Source organism: Pseudomonas kielensis, from assembly GCF_014236655.1.
Taxonomy (GTDB): Bacteria; Pseudomonadota; Gammaproteobacteria; order Pseudomonadales; family Pseudomonadaceae; genus Aquipseudomonas; species Aquipseudomonas kielensis.
This window is the reverse complement of sequence record NZ_JACMYG010000007.1, coordinates 41,408-63,723: the sequence shown is the minus strand read 5'-3', so window position 1 is coordinate 63,723 and position 22,316 is coordinate 41,408. Positions and strand designations below refer to the sequence as shown.

General features: G+C 60.1%; 21 protein-coding genes. 13 read left to right on the top strand and 8 right to left on the bottom strand.

What is annotated here, in order from left to right; translation table 11 throughout:
* Positions 1–9: 9 nt before the first annotated feature.
* Together lptG and lptF are read right to left on the bottom strand one after the other, a co-directional pair.
* Positions 10–1,071: an LPS export ABC transporter permease LptG gene (gene lptG / locus H7995_RS09145; RefSeq protein ID WP_166588640.1), complete on the bottom strand. Its 1,062-nt coding sequence runs from the start codon at positions 1,069–1,071 to the stop codon at positions 10–12.
* Entirely contained in the window at positions 1,064–2,182 is a 1,119-nt protein-coding gene (gene lptF / locus H7995_RS09140; protein ID WP_182343621.1) for an LPS export ABC transporter permease LptF, read from the bottom strand. Before lptF ends, lptG begins: the two co-directional genes overlap by 8 nt.
* A gap of 310 nt (positions 2,183–2,492) precedes the next feature.
* Here lptF and H7995_RS09135 point away from each other — a divergent pair, with 310 nt between their 5' ends.
* Genes H7995_RS09135 through H7995_RS09125 form a run of 3 tightly spaced genes read left to right on the top strand, consistent with a single transcriptional unit; the run spans position 2,493 to position 4,907 of the window.
* Entirely contained in the window at positions 2,493–3,983 is a 1,491-nt protein-coding gene (locus H7995_RS09135) for a leucyl aminopeptidase (protein WP_166588642.1), read from the top strand.
* A gap of 59 nt (positions 3,984–4,042) precedes the next feature.
* Positions 4,043–4,471, top strand: a complete 429-nt coding sequence (locus H7995_RS09130; protein ID WP_166588643.1) for a DNA polymerase III subunit chi — start codon at positions 4,043–4,045, stop codon at positions 4,469–4,471.
* Between the two features lie 7 nt (positions 4,472–4,478).
* Entirely contained in the window at positions 4,479–4,907 is a 429-nt protein-coding gene (locus H7995_RS09125) for a DNA polymerase III subunit chi (protein ID WP_185818262.1), read from the top strand.
* Positions 4,908–5,047: 140 nt separating this feature from the next.
* Here H7995_RS09125 and H7995_RS09120 read toward each other — a convergent pair whose 3' ends face one another.
* Complete coding sequence (locus H7995_RS09120; RefSeq protein ID WP_166588645.1) at positions 5,048–5,488, bottom strand: DUF3757 domain-containing protein; 441 nt, start codon at positions 5,486–5,488, stop codon at positions 5,048–5,050.
* 359 nt (positions 5,489–5,847) lie between these two features.
* Between H7995_RS09120 and H7995_RS09115 the strand changes: the two genes are divergently transcribed.
* Together H7995_RS09115 and rlmF are read left to right on the top strand one after the other, a co-directional pair.
* Complete coding sequence (locus H7995_RS09115; protein WP_185818261.1) at positions 5,848–8,694, top strand: valine--tRNA ligase; 2,847 nt, start codon at positions 5,848–5,850, stop codon at positions 8,692–8,694.
* A gap of 167 nt (positions 8,695–8,861) precedes the next feature.
* A complete protein-coding gene (rlmF, locus tag H7995_RS09110) occupies positions 8,862–9,884 on the top strand; it encodes a 23S rRNA (adenine(1618)-N(6))-methyltransferase RlmF (RefSeq protein WP_166588647.1) in 1,023 nt (340 codons plus the stop codon).
* 78 nt (positions 9,885–9,962) lie between these two features.
* Here rlmF and H7995_RS09105 read toward each other — a convergent pair whose 3' ends face one another.
* On the bottom strand, positions 9,963–10,244 hold the full coding sequence (locus tag H7995_RS09105; protein WP_007905514.1) for an HU family DNA-binding protein: 282 nt from the start codon (positions 10,242–10,244) through the stop codon (positions 9,963–9,965).
* Positions 10,245–10,640: 396 nt separating this feature from the next.
* Between H7995_RS09105 and yejK the strand changes: the two genes are divergently transcribed.
* Positions 10,641–11,645: a nucleoid-associated protein YejK gene (gene yejK, locus H7995_RS09100; protein ID WP_166588648.1), complete on the top strand. Its 1,005-nt coding sequence runs from the start codon at positions 10,641–10,643 to the stop codon at positions 11,643–11,645.
* Positions 11,645–11,995 carry a glutaredoxin family protein gene (locus tag H7995_RS09095; protein WP_166588649.1) on the top strand — a complete coding sequence of 117 codons (351 nt, stop codon included), beginning with the start codon at positions 11,645–11,647 and terminating at the stop codon, positions 11,993–11,995. The genes yejK and H7995_RS09095 overlap by 1 nt, the downstream gene beginning before the upstream one ends.
* A gap of 52 nt (positions 11,996–12,047) precedes the next feature.
* Here the strand turns inward: H7995_RS09095 and H7995_RS09090 are convergent, their stop codons facing one another.
* The 3 genes from H7995_RS09090 to H7995_RS09080 form a co-directional block, all read right to left on the bottom strand.
* Positions 12,048–12,983, bottom strand: coding sequence for a glutathione S-transferase family protein (locus tag H7995_RS09090; protein ID WP_185818260.1), 936 nt, complete (start codon positions 12,981–12,983; stop codon positions 12,048–12,050).
* Between the two features lie 87 nt (positions 12,984–13,070).
* Positions 13,071–13,382, bottom strand: a complete 312-nt coding sequence (locus tag H7995_RS09085) for a GIY-YIG nuclease family protein (protein WP_166588651.1) — start codon at positions 13,380–13,382, stop codon at positions 13,071–13,073.
* A gap of 41 nt (positions 13,383–13,423) precedes the next feature.
* Complete coding sequence (locus H7995_RS09080; protein WP_166588652.1) at positions 13,424–13,894, bottom strand: nuclear transport factor 2 family protein; 471 nt, start codon at positions 13,892–13,894, stop codon at positions 13,424–13,426.
* Positions 13,895–14,576: 682 nt separating this feature from the next.
* Between H7995_RS09080 and H7995_RS09075 the strand changes: the two genes are divergently transcribed.
* Complete coding sequence (locus H7995_RS09075; protein WP_166588653.1) at positions 14,577–15,206, top strand: DUF1120 domain-containing protein; 630 nt, start codon at positions 14,577–14,579, stop codon at positions 15,204–15,206.
* Between the two features lie 283 nt (positions 15,207–15,489).
* A complete protein-coding gene (locus tag H7995_RS09070; RefSeq protein WP_182343614.1) occupies positions 15,490–16,026 on the top strand; it encodes a hypothetical protein in 537 nt (178 codons plus the stop codon).
* Here the strand turns inward: H7995_RS09070 and H7995_RS09065 are convergent.
* Positions 15,987–16,622, bottom strand: coding sequence for a response regulator (locus H7995_RS09065; protein ID WP_166588797.1), 636 nt, complete (start codon positions 16,620–16,622; stop codon positions 15,987–15,989). The two genes, H7995_RS09070 and H7995_RS09065, sit on opposite strands and share 40 nt — an antisense overlap.
* Positions 16,623–17,002: 380 nt before the next feature.
* On the opposite strand from H7995_RS09065, the gene H7995_RS09060 reads away from it, so the two are divergent.
* The 4 genes from H7995_RS09060 to H7995_RS09045 all read left to right on the top strand — a co-directional run bounded on the left by H7995_RS09060 (position 17,003) and on the right by H7995_RS09045 (position 22,292).
* Positions 17,003–17,635, top strand: a complete 633-nt coding sequence (locus H7995_RS09060; protein WP_166588655.1) for a DUF1120 domain-containing protein — start codon at positions 17,003–17,005, stop codon at positions 17,633–17,635.
* Between the two features lie 182 nt (positions 17,636–17,817).
* Positions 17,818–18,531, top strand: coding sequence for a fimbria/pilus chaperone family protein (locus tag H7995_RS09055; RefSeq protein ID WP_425312222.1), 714 nt, complete (start codon positions 17,818–17,820; stop codon positions 18,529–18,531).
* Positions 18,532–18,661: 130 nt separating this feature from the next.
* Positions 18,662–21,139 carry a fimbria/pilus outer membrane usher protein gene (locus tag H7995_RS09050; RefSeq protein WP_166588656.1) on the top strand — a complete coding sequence of 826 codons (2,478 nt, stop codon included), beginning with the start codon at positions 18,662–18,664 and terminating at the stop codon, positions 21,137–21,139.
* Between the two features lie 10 nt (positions 21,140–21,149).
* The gene (locus H7995_RS09045) at positions 21,150–22,292 is read left to right on the top strand and encodes a DUF1120 domain-containing protein (protein ID WP_185818259.1); all 1,143 of its coding nucleotides are present in this window, start codon (positions 21,150–21,152) and stop codon (positions 22,290–22,292) included.
* Positions 22,293–22,316: the final 24 nt, after the last annotated feature.

Genomic DNA, 22,316 nt, shown 5'->3' with positions numbered 1-22,316 from the left:
TACCGCTGATCAGCCGGCTCGACGCATCAGCCAGAGGCCTGCCAAAGCACAGACCGCAGCCGGGATCAGCACCGCAAACAGCGGCGAGAAACCGAACACCAGGCTCGATGGCCCGAGCAAATCCTGGACGATGCGGAAGGTGAAGCCCACCAGCACGCCGGTGAACACCCGCTGACCGAGGGTTACCGAACGCAGCGGACCAAAGATGAAGGAGATCGCCATCAGCACCAGGGCGGCGGTGACCAGCGGCTGCAACACTTTGACCCAAAATGCCAGCCAGTAGCGGCCGTTGTTCAGGCCCTGATCAGCCAGGTAATGGATATAACCCCACAGGCCGCTGATGGACAGCGATTCCGGGGCCATCACCACGGTGCTCAGCAGTTGCGGGCTGAGGGCCACATCCCAGCGCTCGACCGGCGCGTTCACCACTTCGGTGCTCTTGCCGTGGAACAGGGTGGTGGTGACGTCACTCAACTGCCAGTGATCGGTGTCGAACTCGGCGCGTTTGGCGAAGCTTGCGGACAGCAGGTGGTGGTCATTATCGAAGCGATAACGGGTCACGCCATACAGGCGGCCATTGGGCTGCACCGAGTTGACGTGAATGAACTCGTCCCCCTGGCGATGCCACAAGCCGTGCTTGGCGCTTTGCGAATCGCCACTGCCCTGGGCCAGCGAACGGTTGGCCTGAGCGATGTTTTCCGTGGCGGGCGCCACATACTCGCCAATCAGCACCCCGGCCACCATCAGGAACAGCATCGGCTTCATCACCGCCCAGACGATGCGCCCAATGGATACACCGGCCGCGCGCATGATGGTCAATTCGCTGTTGCTGGCCAGGCTGCCGAGGCCGATCAGGCAACCGATCAGAGCGGCCATGGGCAGCATGTCGTACAGGCGGCGCGGCGCGGTCAGGAGCACGTAGCCCAGGACATCCATCACCGTGTAGGTATCGCTGGCATCGCCCATTTCATCGATGAAGGCGAACAGGGTCGCCAGGCCGAGGATGATCCCCAGCACGGCCAGGATTGCCATGAATACACTGCTACCAATGTAGCGATCGAGCTTAACCACGGGTCACCTCCAACGCATAGCGGCGACTCGCCATCTTCAAGCGCAACGGCTCCCAGTAGAGCAACCCCAGGCCAATGGCCAGGAAAATCCCGTGGACCCACCACAGCCCCAGCGCTGGCGGCAACTTGCCCTTCTCCAGGGCACCGCGGGCAGCGATCAGGATGGTCAGGTAGGCCATGTACAGCAGGATCGCCGGCAACAGCTTGAGGAATCGGCCCTGACGCGGATTGACCCGCGACAGCGGCACGGCCATCAGGGTCACGATGAACACCAGCAACGGCAGGGACAAACGCCATTGCAGCTCGGCATGGGAACGCACGTCATCGCTGCCCATCAGATTGGCGGTACTGATGGCGTCGCGATCGGTCACTTCGTCGCTGACGTCAGGCTTGGGCAACAGCACGCCATAGGTGTCGTACTTGATGATCCGATAGTTGGCCTGCCCCGGGTTGCCGTCATAACGATAGCCATTGTCGAGAATCAGGTAGCGGTTGCCATCCGGCTTGATCTCCTGGCGGCCCTTCTCGGCCACCAGCACAGAAATGCCGCGATCCTTGTTTCCCGTGGCTTCGTTCTTCTGCGAGATGAACACGCCGGCCAGGTTGACGCGATCGTCCGAAAGTTTCTCGGTGTAGGTCACCCGCGTGCCGTCGCGCAACGACTGGAAGCGTCCTGGCTCCAGGGTGTCGAACTCGGTCAGGGCATCCTGCTTGTTCAGCAGCAACTGGAACTGGTTGGCACCTTGCGGGGCCAGGCCCAGGCTCAACCAGGCCACCAGCAACGCCACCAGCGTGGCCGGGAACAAGGTGTAGACGAACAGGCGTTGCTGGCTCATGCCGGTGGCCGACAGCACGGTCATTTCGCTTTCGAGATAGAGCCGGCCATAAGCCAGCAGAATCCCCAGGAACAACCCCAGTGGCAGGATCAACTGCAAGAAGCCCGGCAGGCGGAAGCCCATGATCAGGAACAGCGAGCCCGGATCCAGTAGGCCGGCAGCGGCTTGGGCGAGGTACTTGATAAAGCGCCCACTCATGATGATGACCAGCAGCACGGCACTGACGGCGCTCAGGGTCACCAGGACTTCACGGGACAGATAACGGAAGACAATCAAACCAGACACTCCAGGGTTGTCAGGCTAAGGCGGCCAAACAAGCAAACAGGTCGGGTGACTCGTGGAACCATGAGCCACCGCAAAAGATGCGGCATTATCCTGTGATTGACCGCGCCTGTCACTGCGCATGCTCACGCCGCTATGCAATGCATTAAAGATCACTTGCGCAAGGGTTGTCAGGCGCAGCCAGCGAGGTTCAAACTGCGGCCTTTGTCGCGGGCCTGGCCCGCACCTTTTCTATATAGAAGGCAAACGTGTGCGCACAGGGTGCGGCACGCTGTACTTTGACCATTTATTCAAGGACCCGGACATGGAACTGGTTGTAAAAAGCGTTAGCCCAGAAACCTTGAAAACCGCCACGCTGGTCATCGCAGTCGGCGAAGGCCGGACACTCGGCAACGTCGCCAAGCAGGTCGATGAGCTCAGCGGCGGTGCCATCAGCGCCATCCTCAAGCGTGGCGACCTGGCCGGCAAAGTTGGCCAGAGCCTGTTGCTGCACAGCCTGCCGAACCTCAAGGCCGAGCGTGTGCTGCTGGTGGGCGTGGGCAAGGACGCCGAACTGGGCGACCGTCCGTTCCGCAAAATCGTCGCCGGCATCCTCAACACCCTCAAGGGCCTGGGTGGCAGCGATGCCGCACTGGCGCTGGACGAAGTGGTGGTCAAGGGTCGTGACAGCTATGGCAAGACCCGCTTGCTGGCCGAAACCCTGGTGGACGGCGAATACAGCTTCGACCAGTTCAAGAGCCAGAAGGCCGAACCGCGCGCCCTGAAGAAAATCACCCTGTTGACCATCAAGGCCGCCCAGGCCGAAGTGCAACGCGCGGTGGCCCACGCTAGCGCAATTGCCAATGGCATGGCCTTCACCCGCGACCTGGGCAACCTGCCGCCGAACATCTGCCACCCGACCTTCCTCGGCGAACAAGCGAAAAACCTGGGCAAAACCTTCAAGAGCCTGAAGGTCGAAGTCCTGGATGAGAAAAAGATCAAGGAACTGGGCATGGGCTCGTTCTACGCCGTCGGCCAGGGCAGCGCCCAGCCGCCGCGCCTGATCGTCATGCAATACAACGGCGGCAAGAAATCCGAGAAGCCGTACGCCCTGGTCGGCAAGGGCATCACCTTCGACACCGGCGGCATCAGCCTCAAGCCGGGCGCCGGCATGGATGAAATGAAGTACGACATGGGCGGTGCGGCCAGTGTGTTCGGCACCCTGCGCGCGGTGCTCGAGCTGAAGCTGCCGATCAACCTGGTGTGCATCCTGGCCTGCGCCGAAAACATGCCAAGCGGCAACGCTGCGCGCCCGGGCGACATCGTCACCACCATGAGCGGCCAGACCGTGGAAATCCTCAACACCGACGCCGAAGGCCGCCTGGTGCTGTGTGACGCCCTGACCTACGCCGAGCGCTTCAAGCCGCAGGCAGTGATCGACATCGCCACGCTGACTGGCGCCTGCATCGTCGCACTGGGTTCCCACACCTCCGGCCTGCTGGGCAACAACGACGAACTGATCGAACAACTGCTGAGCGCCGGCAAGGCTGCCGACGACCGCGCCTGGCAACTGCCGCTGTTCGATGAGTACCAGGAGCAACTGGACAGCCCGTTCGCCGACATCGCCAACATCGGTGGGCCGAAAGCCGGCACCATCACGGCTGCGTGCTTCCTGTCGCGCTTTACCAAGAACCTCAACTGGGCCCACCTGGACATCGCAGGTACCGCCTGGACCAGCGGCGGCAAGGACAAAGGCGCCACTGGCCGCCCGGTACCGTTGCTGACCCAATACCTGCTGGATCGCGCCAAGGCCTGAAACCGATGACCTGAGGCGGCGCCACCCTCGGTGGCCCCGCCTCAGGCTCAGGAACCGCAATGACCAAAGTCGATTTCTACATCCTGCCCAGCGCCGACCCTCAGGCGCGGCTGGATTTCGCCTGCAAGCTCAGCGAAAAGGCCTGGCGCATGGGCCACCGCATCTACCTGCATTGCAGCGATGCCGCCCAACGCGACGACCTTGATGCTCGCCTGTGGGCGTTCAAGGGCGAAAGTTTCGTGCCCCACGGCCCAGCCGAGAGCGAACCGGATGGCTTGATTGTGTTGGGCCTGGGTGATGATCCCGGTGAACACCAGGACCTGCTGGTCAACCTCGACGTCAAGGTCCCACCGTTTGCCCAACGGTTTGCCCGCGTGGCGGAAGTGGTCGTCGAAGACCCCGCTATTCGTCAGGCCGCGCGGGAGAGTTTCCGCTTCTACCGCGAACAGGGCTATCCTCTGCAAGATCACCGGCTACAGCGACTCTGAGTACAAGATGGACACGCCAAAACCGCTGCAAAAGGCCGCACACCTGCTGGATGACCTTGAGTCGATCCGCCAGTTGCTCGGCGATGACAACCTGCAACCACCACTGCTGACCGACACCGTCGAGACCGCAAGTGATGAAGGCCAGATTCCCTTGCTGTTCGACCAGGTCAGCGGTAAACCCCTGGTCGCAGCCGTCGAACAACCTGCCCCTACTCCAGCGCCTGCACCTGCACCAGCACCTGCACCTGCACCCGCCGCCACGACAACCGCCCAGCAAGCGGCCGACGTCATGCTGCATCTGGACGGCGAGTTGCGCGCCGCCGCGCAGTTGATCATGCAAGACGTGATCGATGACTTTGCTCCGCACATCGAGACGGAAATCAAGCGCCGCCTCGACGCGCGAATGGAACGGTTATTGAGTCAGTACGACAATTGAGCCGCTGTTCCTGAGCCACCGCTGAAAGAAGGATCGGTCGCCCGTGAAGTTGGCGACCGAGTATTTCGAACAACAACTCCCCCATCAAGAGCAGCAACTTCAGCCACTACTCCTTACTTGGAGGGCAACACGCCTTTCAACTAACCCTTACTTGGACGAGACAGCTCCTTGAAGGTGCAAGCCCCGTCGGTTTTATCTTCGCAGTAATACTGGTCATACCACGGTTCCCATACTCCACCTGCCTGGATGCTGACAACAGTGCCTTCACGCTTGAAGCGCATGTCCAGTTTCCCACCGTCGCGCAAGCTATAGCCGCAACGCAGGAGTTCACCCACCACAACTCCCTCGACCACCTCCCCGCGAGCCTTGAATATCGCCTCATCGAACCCACCCACCGGGCCGCGCCCAGTCTGCGAGGTGCCGCTCCACTCACCTTCGCCGCTGAGCGTCGCTGCGGTATAGCTACCCGTACTACCGACCTCCTTGATATCTGCAACCTTCGGACAGTGCTCCATTGTTCCGGCCCACGCGTTGGCCGACATCAATAGAGGGATCAACAACGAAATTTGTTTAATAAACATAAACACTCCATGTGGCTATATAAACTTAGAGATTACAACCGAGGTACACAACAACCAACTTCCGTGAACCTGCGCGGATACTACTTACATGCCGCCCCGACTAAAACAGGCAAGCGTGTAGGGAATTTCCTTATCTACAACGGAAACTTCTTCCTATATCTGACACTCACTGAACGCTCACTGAACACTCACGCAAAATGGCCATTAGTCTCTGCGCATGAACGCGGCGCACCTCGACCGCCCCTGGAAAAAAACGGAGATTTCTCCCTCCTGCCATCAGCTCGCTCTACGCCCCAGGCGACATCCCCGCTATACTTGCCGGCTTTTCCTGAATAAATGCCAATAGGGTCCCGCCGCGCATGGATAAGACCTACCAGCCGCACGCCATTGAAACTTCCTGGTACAACACCTGGGAGTCCGAGAACTACTTCGCCCCGCAAGGCGCGGGCGATTCCTACACCATCATGATTCCGCCGCCGAACGTCACCGGCAGCCTGCACATGGGTCACGGTTTCAACAACGCGATCATGGACGCGCTGATCCGTTTCCGCCGCATGCAGGGCCGTAACACCCTGTGGCAGCCGGGCACCGACCACGCCGGTATCGCCACCCAGATGCTGGTGGAGCGTCAGCTCGAAGCCAAAGGCCAGAGCCGCCACGACCTGGGTCGCGAGAAATTCCTGGAAAAGGTCTGGGAATGGAAAGATGAGTCCGGCGGCAATATCAGCCGTCAGATCCGTCGCCTCGGCTCGTCGGTGGACTGGAGCCGCGAGCGCTTCACCATGGACGACGGTCTCTCGGAAGCGGTCAAGGAAGCATTCGTACGCCTGCACGAAGATGGCCTGATCTACCGCGGCAAGCGCCTGGTCAACTGGGACACCAAGCTTCACACGGCGATTTCCGACCTCGAAGTGGAAAACCACGACGAGAAAGGTTTCCTGTGGAACCTTAAATACCCGCTGGCCGACGGCGCCAAGACCGCTGAAGGCAACGATTACCTGATCGTCGCGACCACTCGCCCGGAAACCATGCTCGGCGACGCCGCCGTGGCCGTTAACCCGAACGATGAACGCTACAAGGCCCTGATCGGCCAATTCGTCGAGCTGCCGCTGGTTGGCCGCCGCATCCCGATCATCGCTGACGATTACTGTGATCCCGAGTTCGGCACCGGCTGCGTGAAAATCACCCCGGCCCACGATTTCAACGACTACGAAGTCGGCAAGCGTCACAACCTGCCGCTGCTCAACATTTTCGACAAGAACGCCGCGGTGCTGCCTGCCTGCCAGGTGTTCAACCTCGACGGCACGCTCAACGAAAGCATCGACGGCAAGATCCCGGCCGAGTACGCCGGCCTCGACCGTTTTGAAGCACGCAAGCAGATCGTCGCAGCGTTCGACGCCGCCGGCCTGCTGGTCAGCGTTGACGATCACGGCCTGAAAGTACCCAAGGGCGACCGCTCCGGCACCATCATCGAACCGTGGCTGACCGACCAGTGGTACGTGTCCACCAAGCCGCTGGCCGAGCCTGCGATTGCCGCCGTGGAAGACGGCCGCATCCAGTTCGTACCCAAACAGTACGAAAACATGTACTTCTCGTGGATGCGCGACATCCAGGACTGGTGCATCAGCCGTCAGCTGTGGTGGGGCCACCGGATCCCGGCCTGGTACGACGAGTCGGGCAAAGTCTACGTCGGTCGCGACGAAGCCGAAGTGCGTGCCAAGCACAACCTGGGACCAGACGTTGCCCTGCAGCAGGACAACGACGTCCTCGATACCTGGTTCAGCTCGGGCCTGTGGACCTTCTCCACCCTCGGCTGGCCGCAACAGACCGAATTCCTCAAGAAGTTCCACTCCACCGACGTCCTGGTGACCGGCTTCGACATCATTTTCTTCTGGGTTGCCCGGATGATCATGCTCACCATGCACTTGGTGAAGAACGAAGACGGCACGCCCCAGGTACCGTTCAAGACCGTGTACGTACACGGCCTGGTGCGCGACGGCCAAGGCCAGAAGATGTCCAAGTCCAAGGGCAACGTCCTTGACCCACTGGACATCATCGACGGCATCGACCTGGAAACCCTGGTGCAAAAACGTACCAGCGGCCTGATGCAGCCGAAACTGGCGAAAAAGATCGAGAAGCAGACCCGCGACGAGTTCGCCGACGGCATTGCCAGCTACGGCACCGACGCCCTGCGCTTCACCTTCTGCTCGCTGGCGTCCACCGGCCGCGACATCAAGTTCGACATGGGCCGCGTCGAAGGCTATCGCAACTTCTGCAACAAGATCTGGAACGCTGCGCGCTACGTGCTGGACAAGGGCGAAGACTGCGGCCAGAACGGCGAAGCCTACGAGCTGTCGCTGGCCGATCGCTGGATCATCTCCCAGTTGCAGCGCACCGAAGCCGAAGTGACCCGCCAACTCGACCAGTTCCGCTTCGACCTGGCCGCCCAGGCCCTGTACGAGTTCATCTGGAACCAGTACTGCGACTGGTACCTGGAATTGTCCAAGCCCGTGCTGTGGGACGAAAACGGCCCGATCGAACGCCAGCGCGGCACCCGTCGCACCCTGGTGCGCGTACTGGAAGTGGCACTGCGCCTGGCGCACCCGTTCATGCCGTTCATCACCGAAGAAATCTGGCAGCGCATCGCACCGCTGGCGGGCATCGACGGCAAGACCATCATGCTGCAACCTTGGCCAGTGGCCAACGAAGCACGCATCGACCAGGCGGCCGAAGACGACATCGAATGGCTCAAGGGCCTGATGCTGGGTACGCGCAACATTCGCGGCGAGATGAACATCGGCCCGGGCAAACCCCTGCCGATCTTCCTCAAGAACGTCAGCGCCGAAGACCAGCGTCGCCTGAGCGAGAACGAAGTCCTGCTGAAAAAGCTGGCCAAGCTTGAGTCCATCACCGTGCTGGCAGCCGGCGAAGAAGCGCCATTGTCGGCCACCGCCCTGGTCGGCGAGATGGAAGTGCTGGTGCCAATGGCCGGCCTGATCGACAAGGGTGCGGAACTCGCCCGTCTGGACAAGGAAATCCAGCGTCTGCAAGGTGAAGTGCAGCGTGTCGGCGGCAAGCTGTCCAACGCCGGTTTCGTCGACAAGGCCCCAGCCGAAGTCATCGAGAAAGAACGCGCCAAACTGGCCGAAGCCGAACAGGCTCTGGGCAAGCTGGCCGAGCAACACGCGCGGATTGCCAGCCTGTAACGGCAACTCGCAATAAAAAGGGAGGCCCGCAACGGCCTCCCTTTTTTTGTGCCCGCCCCCAGAGCCCGCTCCCGCAGGGATCCTCGTTGTTGGCGAAAATGGGTTCACAGCGCCTGGATGTGGGACAATGCCCGTCTCTTTCAGCCACACCCGAATCGACTACGCCCATGACCACCCCCCGCACACCCCGCCCTGCGCGCAAAAAGCCTGATTCCGCGACCCCGGCCAAAGCCGTGGAGCCCCGCGAAAAGGCCAGCCTGCACCCGCGCAACCGCCACCAGGGCCGTTACGACTTCCCGGCGCTGATCAAGACCACGCCGGAACTGGCGCAGTTCGTGATCATCAACCCCTATGGCAAAGAGAGCATCGACTTCGCAAGCCCGGATGCGGTGCGGGTGTTCAACCGGGCATTGCTCAAGTCGTTCTATGGCATCGCCCATTGGGACATCCCGGCCGACTACCTGTGCCCACCGGTTCCGGGGCGTGCCGATTACGTGCACTTTCTGGCCGACCTGCTGGCCAGCGTCAACGACGGTGAGATCCCTCGCGGCGCACCGGTCAAGGTGCTCGACATCGGCATGGGCGCCAACTGCGTCTATCCGCTGATCGGCTACAGCGACTACCGCTGGCACTTCCTCGGCTCGGAAATCGATCCGACCGCCGTGGCGGCAGCCAAAGCCATTGTGCAGTCCAACGGCCTCAACAAAGCCATCCAGCTGCGCCAGCAAAGCAACCCCAAGCACATCCTGCTGGGCTTGCTGGAACCGGGCGAGCGTTTTGACCTGACCATGTGCAACCCGCCGTTCCATGCCTCGATGGACGAGGCGACCAAGGGCAGCGAGCGTAAATGGCGCGCCCTGGGCCGTGCCGACCCGAAACGCAAACTGCCGGTACTGAACTTTGGCGGACAATCCGCCGAGTTGTGGTGTGAAGGCGGTGAAGCGCGGTTCGTGACGCAACTGATCGCCGAAAGCGCGCACTTTCAACACAAGGTGCTGTGGTTCAGTACCCTGGTCTCGAAAGCGTCAAACCTGCCCGCCATCCAGACCGCGCTGAAAAAGGCCGGTGTGCTGGAGAGCCAGGTCGTGGAGATGTCTCAGGGGCAGAAACAAAGCCGCTTTGTCGCCTGGACCTTCCAGACCAAATCCGAGCAGCAAGTCTGGCGCGAGCGCTGGGTTCGCAAAAGCTGAGTTTCGCCTGACACCGTATTTCAGGCACAAAAAAGCCGCGCCCGGATTGCTCCGAGGCGCGGCTCTTTTTTATGCGTCTTACTTGTTAACAGCGTCGGTCAGGCCTTTAGCCACAACCAGCTTGATAACTTTCTTGGCAGCGATTTCGATGGCAGCGCCAGTCGAAGGGTTGCGGCCGGTACGGGCAGGACGCTCGGTCACTTTCAGCTTACCGATACCTGGCAGGGTGATTTCACCGCCGTTTTCCAGTTGATCAGCAACGATTTGGCCCAGTTGGTCCAGAGCGTTACGCGCAGTGGTTTTAGGCGCGTCGATAGCTTCAGCGATATCGGCGATCAGTTGGTCTTTAGTAAGAGCCATGTAGTGTTCCTTCCCTATCAAATTCATATGGATTGCAGAGTGCAGTGTCAGCCATCGAGCCCGATCTTCTGGATCTGGCACCCTCGGCTACAACACCGACGGGTCGGGGTTATAGATACCGAAATCAGGGTTTGGTTCGACCTGACAAATGCTGAATGCACGCTTAACGCAGTGACTTCGCGTAAGACCGGGCAAAACTAGCACAGAGACGGGGAAATATCCGCCTCTACCTACCCATTTGGTCAGCTTTATTGCTCTAAATCCGCAAAAAAGCGCATAAGCCCGGGATGACCTGCCTCCCAGTCCCTTCGAGCACCGCCAAAACCAGCAGGTGCGGTACACTGGGCACTTTTTCGGGGGAGCACGCCCTCCTCCATTCATACAGCCGAGAAGCCCATGCCGATCCGTCATTGCATCGTCCACCTGATCGACAAAAAACCCGACGGCACACCCGCAGTCCTGCACGCCCGCGACTCGGAGCTGGCCGAATCCGCCGCCATCGAGAACATGCTCGCCGACCTCAACGAGAGCTACAACGCCAAGCAAGGCAAGGCCTGGGGTTTGTTCCACGCCGAGTCCGGCGCACATCCGTTCAGCGGCTGGCTGAAGGAGTACCTCGATGGCGGCAAGGACTTCACCGCCTTCAGCCGGATTGCCGTGGAGCACCTGCAAAAGCTGATGGAGGAGTCCAACCTGTCGACCGGCGGCCACGTCCTGTTCGCCCACTACCAGCAAGGCATGACCGACTACCTGGCCATCGCCCTGCTGCACCACAGTGAAGGGGTGGCCGTGACCGACCAGCTCGACGTGACCCCGTCCCGGCACCTGGACCTGGGCCAGCTGCACCTGGCCGCACGGATCAACCTCTCCGAGTGGCAGAACAACAAACAGTCCAAGCAGTACATTTCGTTCATCAAAGGCAAGAATGGGAAGAAGGTGTCGGAGTACTTCCGCGACTTCATCGGCTGCCAGGAAGGCGTCGACGGCCCGGGCGAAACCCGCACCCTGCTCAAGGCCTTCAGCGACTTCGTCGAAAGCGAAGACCTGCCGGAAGACTCCGCCCGCGAGAAGACCAAGACCCTGGTCGACTACGCCAGCAGCCAGGCCAAACTGGGTGAGCCCATGGGCCTGGAGGAGCTGTCGGAACTGATCGACGAAGAACGCCCGAAAGCCTTCTACGACCACATCCGCAACAAGGACTACGGCCTGTCGCCGGAGATCCCGGCGGACAAACGCACCCTCAACCAATTCCGCCGATTCACCGGTCGCGCCGAAGGCCTGTCCATCAGCTTCGAAGCGCACCTGCTGGGCTCCAAGATCGAGTATGACGAAGAAGCCGGCACCCTGGTCATCAAGGGCCTGCCGACCTCCCTCACTGACCAGCTCAAGCGTCGCAACTGATGCTCGCAGGCGCACTGAAGAAGGTCCTGCTGATTGTGCTGGTGCTGGTGGTCTATCAGAACTGGGGCAAGATCGAGCGGTTGTTCAACCCCTCGCAGGGGGTCGCCGAGCAGGTCCGGGCCAACGCCCGGGTGGTGCTCTACGCCACCGACTGGTGCGGCTACTGCAAGCTGACCCGGCGCTTCCTTGACCAGAAGGGCATACCGTTCAAGGAATACGACATCGAAAAGGATGCCGAGGCGCGCAAGGCCTATGAGGCCCTGGGCGGGCGCGGCATTCCGGTGCTGGACGTGAACGGCACGCTGATTCGCGGCTATGAGCCCGAAGCGATTCTGGCGGCGTTGAAGTAACCCCCCTCAGAAGATTGCCCCCTGCACCGCAGGCGGCGATCCTTTCCCGCGGTCAGCAAGCCTCGATGCGGAACCCGAACCGTGGGAAGTGCACATGCACCACCCCAGCACGCGGGTCTTCGCGGCGCAGGATCAGTTCTTCGCGACCGGCAAACAACAACTCACCCGCCACCGGATCAACGCCATAATCCGTGGCCGCGATCACCACCTGTTGGCCGGCCTTGAACCCGTTTGGCTCATCGAACTGCTCGTCCGGCAATGCCGCCGGAACGGACGTTCGCGCCACCTGCAGCGCTTCTTCGGCGCTCATCTCGCTCGAGGCGCCATGGCCGAAACCCAACACACGGGCATGCCACGCGGTAACCGCCGGGTAAGCATCGACCAGTGGCGCGGTGACCGGCGTCGCTTTCAGAAACCATAGCGAATGCGCCAGGGCGAAGTCGGCAATCGACGGCTCGCCGAACAGGTAATCACCCTGCTCACGCTGCAGCTGCTGCTCCAACCGCGACATGATCGTCGGCCATTGATGCCTGGCTTGCTCCGCCGACAGGCGTGTCGCACTGCCACCGCTGAACAGCCCGGCGCGGTCGGCGATAAAGGCCTTGATCGCTTCCGGCGGCAAATTGCCGAAGCGCACCGCGATCGACTCCGGCTGGAACACCAGGCTGACCGCATGCTGGAACACCACCGAGTCGGCCCAACTGGCGAAGCTGGCGGCGATCATTTCCTGGCCTTCCGGGAAGAACGCCGGCAGGGCTTTTTCCTGCTCCAGGCGACGGGCGATCAACGAAGTGTCGCAATAGATATCCGCGCCGATTTGCAGCACCGGGGTCTTGCGATAGCCACCGGTCAACGCGGTCAGATCGGGTTTTGGCATCACCGGTGAGATCTTCACCGAGCGCCAGGACAGCCCCTTGAAGCCCAGCAGCAATCGCGCCTTTTCGGCAAATGGGGACGTCGGGTAATGATGCAGGATCAACTCGGACATGCTCGGCTCCGCCGCACGAATAGGAAGTCGCAGCTTAGCGCGCAATCGGTTAGCAGCCTACAGATCTGCCTGATAGGACCTGATCAGTCAAAGTGATAAGCCTGCGGCGGCGCTGGCCACCAGGCATTCCTTGGCGCTTTTCTTGAGCTTTTTGATCAGGCGCTCCTGGCGCAATGCTTCGCTCTTGTCGCGACAGACTTCGGTATAGACCAGCGCCATGGCCGGACTGGACAGGAAGAAGCGCGCTCCTTTGCCGCTTTGATGCTTGGCGAATCGGCGCACGGGATCGTCGCTGATCCCGCAGTAGAGCGAACCATTGGCCGCGCGCACGAGATAGACGAACCAGGGTTTGCTCACCGCAATGGCAGTGTCGACAGGGTTTTCGCTGGGGGTGTTCACGGAGCGATCTGTGCTTGAAAGGGAAACAAGCCGCGATCTTATCAGCGGCTGGCCTGGAATGCCCTCAGCCCCTTCAAGGCCTGGGCACGAACAGCGTTGCTCACCAACGGCGTCCAACCGAGCAGCAGGCCTTTGAAACCCAACGCCTGACGCGACCACTTCCACAGATCGAAGCTGTCGTGATGCTCGCAAATCTTGCCGTCACGCAAGACGAAGCGCGCCTGGATATCGTTGACCACGGTGTTGCCGGTCTGGCTGAACAGGTAGCGGGCAACCCAGTGTGCGCTGCCGCTACGCTCATCGGCTTGCACGCTGTCGAAGGTCAGGGAAAAGTCCTTGGCCCGGGTGGTCAGCATGCGCCACATATCGCTGGCATCGCGGCCGCGCAACTCGCCAAACGCCGGATCGCTGAAGACCACATCATCGGTGTAGCAGGCCGCCATCGCTTCGGCATCGAGGCGTTGGAAAGCCTGATAGAAACGGGTGATCAAGGCGCTATGGGCGTCACTCATTTGCGGGTCCCCCTGGACTTGCATAATGGCTTCAAAAGATTGCCTGCACGATAGTCTGTAAATGCATCGAACACTATCTGCATTCATGACGAAAACAACGCGGGGACTGTTCACGTCATTTCAATACGTCATTGCGCTGTCGGCATTGTCAGCCTCACCGACGATCACGCATCGCCTGCTGGCGTTGATGAGTATGCGCAGCCGACACGAACGACAGAGTAGTCTGTCAGCAATTACGACTCGCACTGCGGGATACTTCCTACTTGAGGCGCAAAGGCGCGGAAAATAACGCCCTTCCTATCCATTCCACAACGCCCCGAAAAAGCCTCTGAGGTCACAACCTCACGTATTCAACGGATTAACTCTTTTGCCCACCTGAAAAACAGACGACTCCCATACTTCATCGTAAAAACTACGTCAGCGAACTTCAATCAAAGGGCTATTCGTTGGAAAACGCTACGTAGTCTGCAACACTCCTCCCTCCCACACCCGCCAGCTTTCGTACTAGTTGCATTCCTCCCTCTCCACCTGCTCGCTAAATTGCGCCTCACTCGACGAAATGCCGCCGAGTGGCTTCTGCGGCGGCGCTACATAAAACTAAATCGACGAGTTTAAGTATTGAACACGAACTCAACCTCCAAGCGCTTTTAATTGTCGCACTTACCAACTAGAGGGACCTACCATGAAAAGCTTCACCTCCAAACTCATTGCGACCCTGATCGTCACGGCTAGCACTTCTGTATCCGCAGCCAGCAGCACTGACCTGACAGTTAAGGGACTGATCACACCGAATGCATGCGATCTGACAATATCTAAAGGCGGCATCTTCGATCTAGGAAAAATTTCAGTGAACGACCTTAATGAGGACTTGCCCACCTCGGTCGGTAGAGCTGATTTTCAACTTGACGTAACCTGCGATGAAAAAAGCCTGATCGCTCTAAATGTCGTGGATAACCAGTCAGGAACATCGACCACTTCAAGAGCTCTCGGTTTGGGCTTGATAAACGGCAATCAAAAAATAGGCTACGCCAGCATGCAGTTCATCCCCCTCCATGCCGATACCGCCGCCGTTGCAGCGATCATATCCTCGAACTCTGGAGCAACTTGGAGGCCAATACCATCCAACGCATATTTGGCTCCGGATGAATATGTCTCTGCCGCATCATTGGGTGGCCCAAATCTACCTATTGAGGTCAAGGAATTGAGTGCAGAACTGAGGGTTCATGCACACATTGATGCAAAGAAAAATCTGGACCTGACTAATGAAGTAACCATTGATGGCTCCGCCACGATCGAGATGGTCTACCTGTAATTTGCAGTTTTAGCCCGCACAATCCAATTGCCGAGACCATAACAAAAACACAGATAATCCCTCGGACAGTCGCCACACCTGGCATAACGAAAGCGTCGTGGTTTGTCGTGGCTAGATTTGGTGACATTCGGCTCCCCCGGACATCTGTACCTGGGGAGCTATTACGCTCATGGGCTGCGGAAAATAGCGTTGGTTTGAATTCGCTGCGTTTCGACTCTCGAAACAGCGCAGTGGGGGCTCTGTCTCAAGTGTATCGAGCCGACTCCACCACCGGAGAGCGGGCATGGAGGCATCCCGATGCCCCACACCGAACGCTGCACGAAGTTATCCGGGTTTGACCGATGTGCCAGCCAGCACCGCAGGGCCCATTGCGATCCGGAACTTGTCCAGCCGGATCCTCCAGCAGGCGATCATCGCACCGACCTCGACGCTGGACTTGAGTCAAGACGTGTTCATTGATGGCTCGGTAATCCTGGAACTCATCTATTTAGAGATTCCAGTCATGGCTAATTCCCTCACTGCCGCCCTGCATATACAGCGCCCGCCCGGCACCGAGGCCGGCGATGATCGTACTCAGGCAATGACGCCGAAGATCCAGCCCCACAAGCCTTTGAACGGCACATACAGGCAACCGAACAAGCTGCCGATGTACCTGGATGTCGTTGACTACGATGTTGTCGGTCTGACTGAACAGCTAGGTCGCCATCCAATAGGCAGCCCTCGCGTGCGCATCGGCACGGACGCTCTCGAAACTCTGGGAGAAATTCCTGGCCCGAGTGATCAATGCGGTGAGTGGGCCATGCCGCTGTCGCGGGCATAGGCAAAAAGCCCGACGTCAGTACGGATGCCCAGGCGGAGCATGGCCATGTTTTTCTGTTTGCTGATAGTCGACACGCTGCGTTTAACCTGTTGGGCGATTTCGCTGACGGTCATGCCGTTGGCCAACATTCTGACCACCTCAAGCTCCTTGACCGACAGTGGCGATTCCCCCAGCTGGTTGTCCGCGTTGTCCAGCCGTTCGCGCAGGAACTCACTGATGTAGCGTCGCCCCTGCCTCACCGCATTGATTGCCGCCGGCAGCTCGGACGCCGAGGTGTTTTTCGCGACGATGCCCATCACCCCTTGAGCCAGCACCGCCCTCGCCGTGGCCACGCCGGTAAACATTGTCACCAAAATCACCGGCATTGCCGGGTATAGACGGTGAAGGGTGTTCAACATTTTCAGGCCATCAGCCTGCTGCCCACCCGGCATGGAAAAGTCGGTGATCAACAGATCACAGGGGGTGTTTGAAAGCACGTTCATCAGGCTGTCTACGCCATCGGCCTCTGCGACAACTTCGCATTGACTGCTGGTATTGATGAATGTTCGCATTCCTAAGCGAACAAAGGAATGATCGTCAGCGATTACGACTCGCATTGTGGGAGCTGTCCTACATGAATGTATGTCGTGAAAGTACCTCTGTTTTAACGACACCACAACAACCAGACATGCCCCTCGCCCCAAGCAAGTTCAAAGCCCTCAAGCCCTCGAGAGCACACCCGCACAAAGAATAAGATTAATCCTACGAATACAACTAAATTCCCCTACGAAACCTTGGCAAATCGCACACTTAAAAAATCGAAAACCTACGCATGCTGCAACACTTGTCTTTACACCAAGTAGTACTTTCGTATTTGTTGCATTTGCGCTCCTCACCTCGATCGATACATTGCATTTCCTTTGAGCAACCGCCACCCAACATCGCGCTGCGCATTGGACATTAACCTCAAAATACTCTTCGAGAGGAGCACACCCCCATGATCAAACAACTGACAATATTGGCTACGGCCTTGTTGCTTGGCGCCACGACTTCCGTCTTCGCCGCCTCCAGCACCGACCTCACCATCACCGGCACCATCACACCTGCTGCCTGCACGCCGACTCTTGAGAACGGCGGAGTCGTTGATTACAGGAGAATATCTGCGAAAGATTTGAACGCGACGACAAACACCCAGCTTGACGAGCAAACGCTGGAACTGACCGTGAGCTGCGGTACCGCCGCTACTCAATTTGCAATTCAACCCATTGATAATAGAAGCGATTCGCAGGGCCCAATGCCTGAGCATTTTGGCTTGGGAATAATCAATGGCAGTGAGAAGCTCGGCTTCTATACGCTGACTTTAACAAACCTGAACGCAGACGTTCCTTCGAGGCTCATTCAATCAGCAGATGGCGGAAATACCTGGTCTAACATTGTCGATAACACCGCAATTTTGCGTGAGAGCTTGATCGCTGTCGGCAGTTTGACGCCTCCCTTTAGCCCTAGTGATATTACAAGTGCAACCATGGACATCACCGTCAAGCCTTCCATCAACCCCACCGACGGCCTCACCCTGACCGACGAAGTACAACTCGACGGCTCAGCCACCCTGCAAATCGTATACCTGTAATTCAAATAAATACCGGGCAACGAACCTGGCGTGAGTTGCCCACCCAACCATTAAGAAAAGCCCACTGAACATTCACTACCCTGCCCTCGCGACAGCGCTGCTGATCGCCTGCGCGCCCCTGTTTCCACCGTTCACCGCACACACCTGGCGGTCAACGGCGTGATCAATCAACGAGGCATGTCATGAAGAAAATTTTCAAGTTCACACACCATTTGATCTACACCGGCTTCGGCGGCTTCGCGCTGTTGATGGCTGCCCAGGCCCAGGCCGACGGCATGGTCCCCGACACCTCGGTGGTGATTGTCAACGAGGCCGATGGCGAAGCCTCCGTGACCGTGACCAACACCGATGCCAACCTGGCCCTGCTGCATATCACCCTGCAAGACATCCCCGAGGACACCGAGCAGCTAGTGTTCGTGACCCCACCGCTGGCCCGGGTCGAAGCCTCGAAAAGCCAGTTGATCCGTTTCATCCTGCAATCGGAAAAACCCCTGGTGACCCAGCGCCTGAAGCGGGTGATCTTTGAAGGCATCCCTCAAGGCAAAGCCCACGCCGAGACAGGCAACGCCCGCGTGGGTGTGACGGTGCGCCAGAACCTGCCGGTGATTTTGCACCCCAAGGGCCTCAAGCCCAATCGCACGCCATGGACCGACCTGCAATGGTCGTTGAACAACGGCCAACTGACCGTCAGCAACGATACGCCTTACGTCGTTCGGTTGGCCCAGGAAGTACAACTGCTGCCATCGGGCAATGCGATGTTGCCAAAAGCCTACGTGTTGCCGGGCGAGAAGCTCAGCGTCGCGGCATCGAGCCAGACCGCCAAACAGGTACGCATCCAGCCGGCCACGGTGTATGGCTTCTCAGCGCCGCCGTTCGAGGCACCACTCAAGCCCTGAACCACCTTAGAACCAGCGCCCCAGGGAAAAACAGGCGTGAACTTTCGGGCTGACGGTCGCTACCGTCCCCAACGCAAGCCAGCAGCGGCAATGGATCAGGCCAGCACGGCGGCAATCACTCAGTGAACCCATGAACACCGTATCCAACTACCGTGATGGCGAAGCCATGCCTGAAAAACAGGCTGTAAACGCTCGTCTGTCGACGCTGCGTGCCAGTACCGTGGCGCTACTGAGTAACGCGCTGTTGTTGCTCGATGCACGTGCCGAAGACCTCAGCGGCGCGGCACTGCCGACCTCGTTCGACCAGAAAATGTTGACGCAACGCGGTATCGACCCGGCACTGGCAACCTCATTGCTGCAGGCACCGCGCTTCACTGCCGGCAAGTACCCGATCACCCTCGTCGTTAACGGCAAGCCCCATGGACGGGTGGATGTGGCGTTCAATCGCGAAGGTGAACTGTGCTTTGACCGTGCCCTGCTCGATGCCGCCAACCTGCTGGACCCGACTGACCCGGTCGACGGCCAGCGCTGTTTCGATGCCGTCGGCACCTGGCCACAAATGGCCATCGAACAAGACCCGGCAAACCTCAGTGTGAAGCTGATCGTCCCCACCGACGCCATACGTCCAACGGCCCGGGACTTCACGGGTTATCAAACCGGTGGCTTCGCCGCGTTGCTCAACTACGACGTCAACAGCCTGTTCAGCGATAACGCCGGCCAGTCGAGTCGCTACCTGTCGGCCAACACCGAACTGGGCTTCAACGCCGGGGACTGGATCGTGCGCAGCCGCCAGGTGCAGACCTGGCAAAACGACGTGTCGACCACCACTCATCTGGCGGCCTACGCCCAACGCACGTTTGCCAGCCAGGAAACGGTGCTGCAGGCAGGCCAGATCAGCCTCTACAACCCGGTACTGGCCGGGGCGCAGATCACTGGCCTGCAGTTGATGACCGAACAGGCGTTGCAAAGCGAAGGCCAAGGCTCGCCCATCGAAGGCATTGCCAGAAGCCAGGCTCAGGTGGAAGTCCACCAGAACGGCTCGCTGATCCACTCAACGGTGGTGCCGGCCGGTCCCTTCTCGTTAAACGACGTGCGCCGCCTCGATAGTCGTTCCGACGTTGAAGTCACGGTCAAGGAAACCGACGGCAGCGAGCAGCGTTTTACCATCCCCGCGGCCATGCTCGGCGTCGGCTTGCCGGCCCCCGGTTTTTCCCTGGCCGCCGGCCAGGCACGTAACACCGGCGACACCCAGGGTAACGCCCCTTGGGTGATCAGCGGTGGCTGGAGCGGATCACTGAGCCCGCTGATGCAATTGAGTGCCGGCGCCACCGGTGCCACCGACTACCTCGCCGCGGGTGCCGGCCTGGGCTTGCAGCCCGGCAAGCGCACGCAGATCCAGACCACCCTGCAAGCCTCCGATACCCGCGTCGGGCAACCTGCAAAAGGTGTTCAGGCAGATCTGGGCGTGTCGCAACGCCTGGGTGAACAGTGGTCGGTGAATGCCAGCACCTCGCACCGCACGTTCGGTTACAGCGATCTGTCGCAAGCCGTGACCGAAATCGAGTCCGAGCGCAGCCACTCCCGTAATCGCGACCAGCAAACGCTGGGGCTGAACTGGTCACCGCCGGGGCTGGGCGCTTTGAGCGGCAGTCTCAGCCGTTCGACCTCGTTTGACGGGCAAAGCAGCAACCGCGCGCTGCTCTCGTGGGGCACCAATGTAGGCGGCGTCTCGGTGTCGGCCTCGGCGCAATGGCAAGTCAGCGGTAACCAGAGCAGTGATGACAGCGTGTATCTGAACCTGAGTATTCCGCTGGGTGAAAACCGCCGGGGCCGTACCTGGGTGCGCAATGCCGGCGGTGAATACCGCAGCGGCGTCGGCCTGAACGAGCAGGTCAATGATCAACTGAGCTACCGGGTCGGCGTCGAACACGACACCCGTGACAAGCAAGTGCAGACCACCGCCGGTGTTTCGCTGTTGCCGCGCTACAGCCAGTTGGACCTGAACTACACCCGCACCGATGCCGAGCGTTCGAGTTATCAGGTGGGCGCGCGCGGAGGTGCCGTAGTGCACGGTGACGGCGTGACGTTCACGCCCTACCCGGTGCGCGAAACCTTTGCGCTGGTGTCGGTCGGCGATGCCGATTCGATCAAGGTCTCGACCCCCAGTGGTCCGGTCTGGACCGACAGCAAAGGCAACGCGGTAGTGTCGCAACTGACGGCCTATGGTCGCAGCGCAGTGGAAGTCGACACCCGTTCGCTGCCGCGCAACCTCGATATCCACAATGGGCTGGCAGTAGTCACCGCCGGGCGCGGCGCCGTCGACAACATCGACTTCGGCATCACCCAGACCCGCCGTGCGTTGCTCAAGGTCACCACCGCCAACGGTGCGCCACTGCCCCGTGGCGCCACGGTGAATACCGAGGACGGCGAGTTCATCACGCTCGCCCAGGAAGGCGGCGTGGTGTTCCTGCCAAACGTACTGGAAACCCCGACCCTGTGGATCACCGCGCCGGGCATGGACCGCTGCCAATTGAGCTTCGAACTGCCGGCCAAGGCCGATACCGACGCGTACTACGAAACCGCCGCCGCCCAGTGCCGAGCGATTTGAGGATCACTGCATGAAACTGTCCCACCCCTTGCTTCTGACCCTTGGCGCTCTATCGCTGAGCACAATGGCACCGCACGCCTGGGCCGACGCCAACGACTGTCAGCTCAACGTGAGCCAGCCCGTACTCGATTACGGCTTGATGAACCGTGCGATCCGCGCCGACAGCCTGCCTGAACGCACGCTAGGCGAACGCCGCGTGAGCCTGACCCTGAGCTGCTCGCACCCCACCGACATGACCCTGTTCTATCGCGCCATGGCCGCGACCGCCGAACGCTTTCGTCTGGCCGACCAGGGCAGCTACGCCGTGCGCGTGGGCCATGCGGTGCTCGATGGGCAGTCGGTCGACCTGGGACTGGTCTCCGCCACCGGTCAGACACCGGAAGCCACGGCGTCCAGCCTGCTGTGGCGACCGGAACAGGCAATCGTCCCGGTGCGGGCAGGTGCCGTTGCCAAGGGGCAGAGCTTTTCGGCACAACTTGAACTGACGGCCTGGGCCCAGGAGCAGGCATCACAAGTGCGCGACGCGGTGGTCTGGGAGGCCACAGGGCTGCTCGACGCGGTCGCGGCCGGGCGCTCCAGGGAAATCGCCTTGCGGGCCAGCTTCGCCCCCGGGGCATGCAATGTGAGCCTGTCAAACGGTGGCCTGGTGGATTTTGGCCGGATGTCGAAAAACGACCTGAACACCGATAAAAGCACGCGCCTGCCGCCCAAGGGGTTGAACCTGCAGGTCGGCTGCGATGCACCGACGCATTTCGCCCTGCGCATGCACGACAACCGCGCCGGTTCGGCGACGGTCAACAGCGAAATCTACTACGGCCTGGACGTGGACGGCCGCAACAACAAAATCGGCCTGTATTCGCTGACCCTCGACCCGGGCAGCGCCAGCGCCGACAGCTATGCGCGGCTATTTCGAACCGACTCCACCACGGGTGGCACGGCCTGGAGCACGGCCAGCACGAGCGCGATTCCACTCGCTCAAAACAGCTACTTGGGGTTCACCGACCTCGCCGGCAGCACCTCGGGGCCCGTCGCGATCCAGAACCTGAGCGCCGCCGTCACGGTCGAGGCGGTCATCGCCCCCACCGAAAGCCTGGACCTGAGCAACGCCGTCAACCTCGACGGCTCGGGCACGATCGAAATCGTTTACTTGTAACACCCAACCTGCTTGGCGCTGCCT

Excerpts from the sequence above, each read along its gene's own strand:
- H7995_RS09135 (WP_166588642.1), top strand. The coding sequence starts at position 2,493 with ATGGAACTGGTTGTAAAAAGCGTTAGCCCAGAAACCTTGAAAACCGCC.
- H7995_RS09130 (WP_166588643.1), top strand. The coding sequence starts at position 4,043 with ATGACCAAAGTCGATTTCTACATCCTGCCCAGCGCCGACCCTCAGGCG.
- H7995_RS09125 (WP_185818262.1), top strand. The coding sequence starts at position 4,479 with ATGGACACGCCAAAACCGCTGCAAAAGGCCGCACACCTGCTGGATGAC.
- H7995_RS09120 (WP_166588645.1), bottom strand. The coding sequence starts at position 5,488 with ATGTTTATTAAACAAATTTCGTTGTTGATCCCTCTATTGATGTCGGCC.
- H7995_RS09115 (WP_185818261.1), top strand. The coding sequence starts at position 5,848 with ATGGATAAGACCTACCAGCCGCACGCCATTGAAACTTCCTGGTACAAC.
- rlmF (WP_166588647.1), top strand. The coding sequence starts at position 8,862 with ATGACCACCCCCCGCACACCCCGCCCTGCGCGCAAAAAGCCTGATTCC.
- H7995_RS09105 (WP_007905514.1), bottom strand. The coding sequence starts at position 10,244 with ATGGCTCTTACTAAAGACCAACTGATCGCCGATATCGCTGAAGCTATC.
- yejK (WP_166588648.1), top strand. The coding sequence starts at position 10,641 with ATGCCGATCCGTCATTGCATCGTCCACCTGATCGACAAAAAACCCGAC.
- H7995_RS09095 (WP_166588649.1), top strand. The coding sequence starts at position 11,645 with ATGCTCGCAGGCGCACTGAAGAAGGTCCTGCTGATTGTGCTGGTGCTG.
- H7995_RS09090 (WP_185818260.1), bottom strand. The coding sequence starts at position 12,983 with ATGTCCGAGTTGATCCTGCATCATTACCCGACGTCCCCATTTGCCGAA.
- H7995_RS09080 (WP_166588652.1), bottom strand. The coding sequence starts at position 13,894 with ATGAGTGACGCCCATAGCGCCTTGATCACCCGTTTCTATCAGGCTTTC.
- H7995_RS09075 (WP_166588653.1), top strand. The coding sequence starts at position 14,577 with ATGAAAAGCTTCACCTCCAAACTCATTGCGACCCTGATCGTCACGGCT.
- H7995_RS09070 (WP_182343614.1), top strand. The coding sequence starts at position 15,490 with ATGGAGGCATCCCGATGCCCCACACCGAACGCTGCACGAAGTTATCCG.
- H7995_RS09065 (WP_166588797.1), bottom strand. The coding sequence starts at position 16,622 with ATGCGAGTCGTAATCGCTGACGATCATTCCTTTGTTCGCTTAGGAATG.
- H7995_RS09060 (WP_166588655.1), top strand. The coding sequence starts at position 17,003 with ATGATCAAACAACTGACAATATTGGCTACGGCCTTGTTGCTTGGCGCC.
- H7995_RS09055 (WP_425312222.1), top strand. The coding sequence starts at position 17,818 with ATGAAGAAAATTTTCAAGTTCACACACCATTTGATCTACACCGGCTTC.
- H7995_RS09050 (WP_166588656.1), top strand. The coding sequence starts at position 18,662 with ATGAACACCGTATCCAACTACCGTGATGGCGAAGCCATGCCTGAAAAA.
- H7995_RS09045 (WP_185818259.1), top strand. The coding sequence starts at position 21,150 with ATGAAACTGTCCCACCCCTTGCTTCTGACCCTTGGCGCTCTATCGCTG.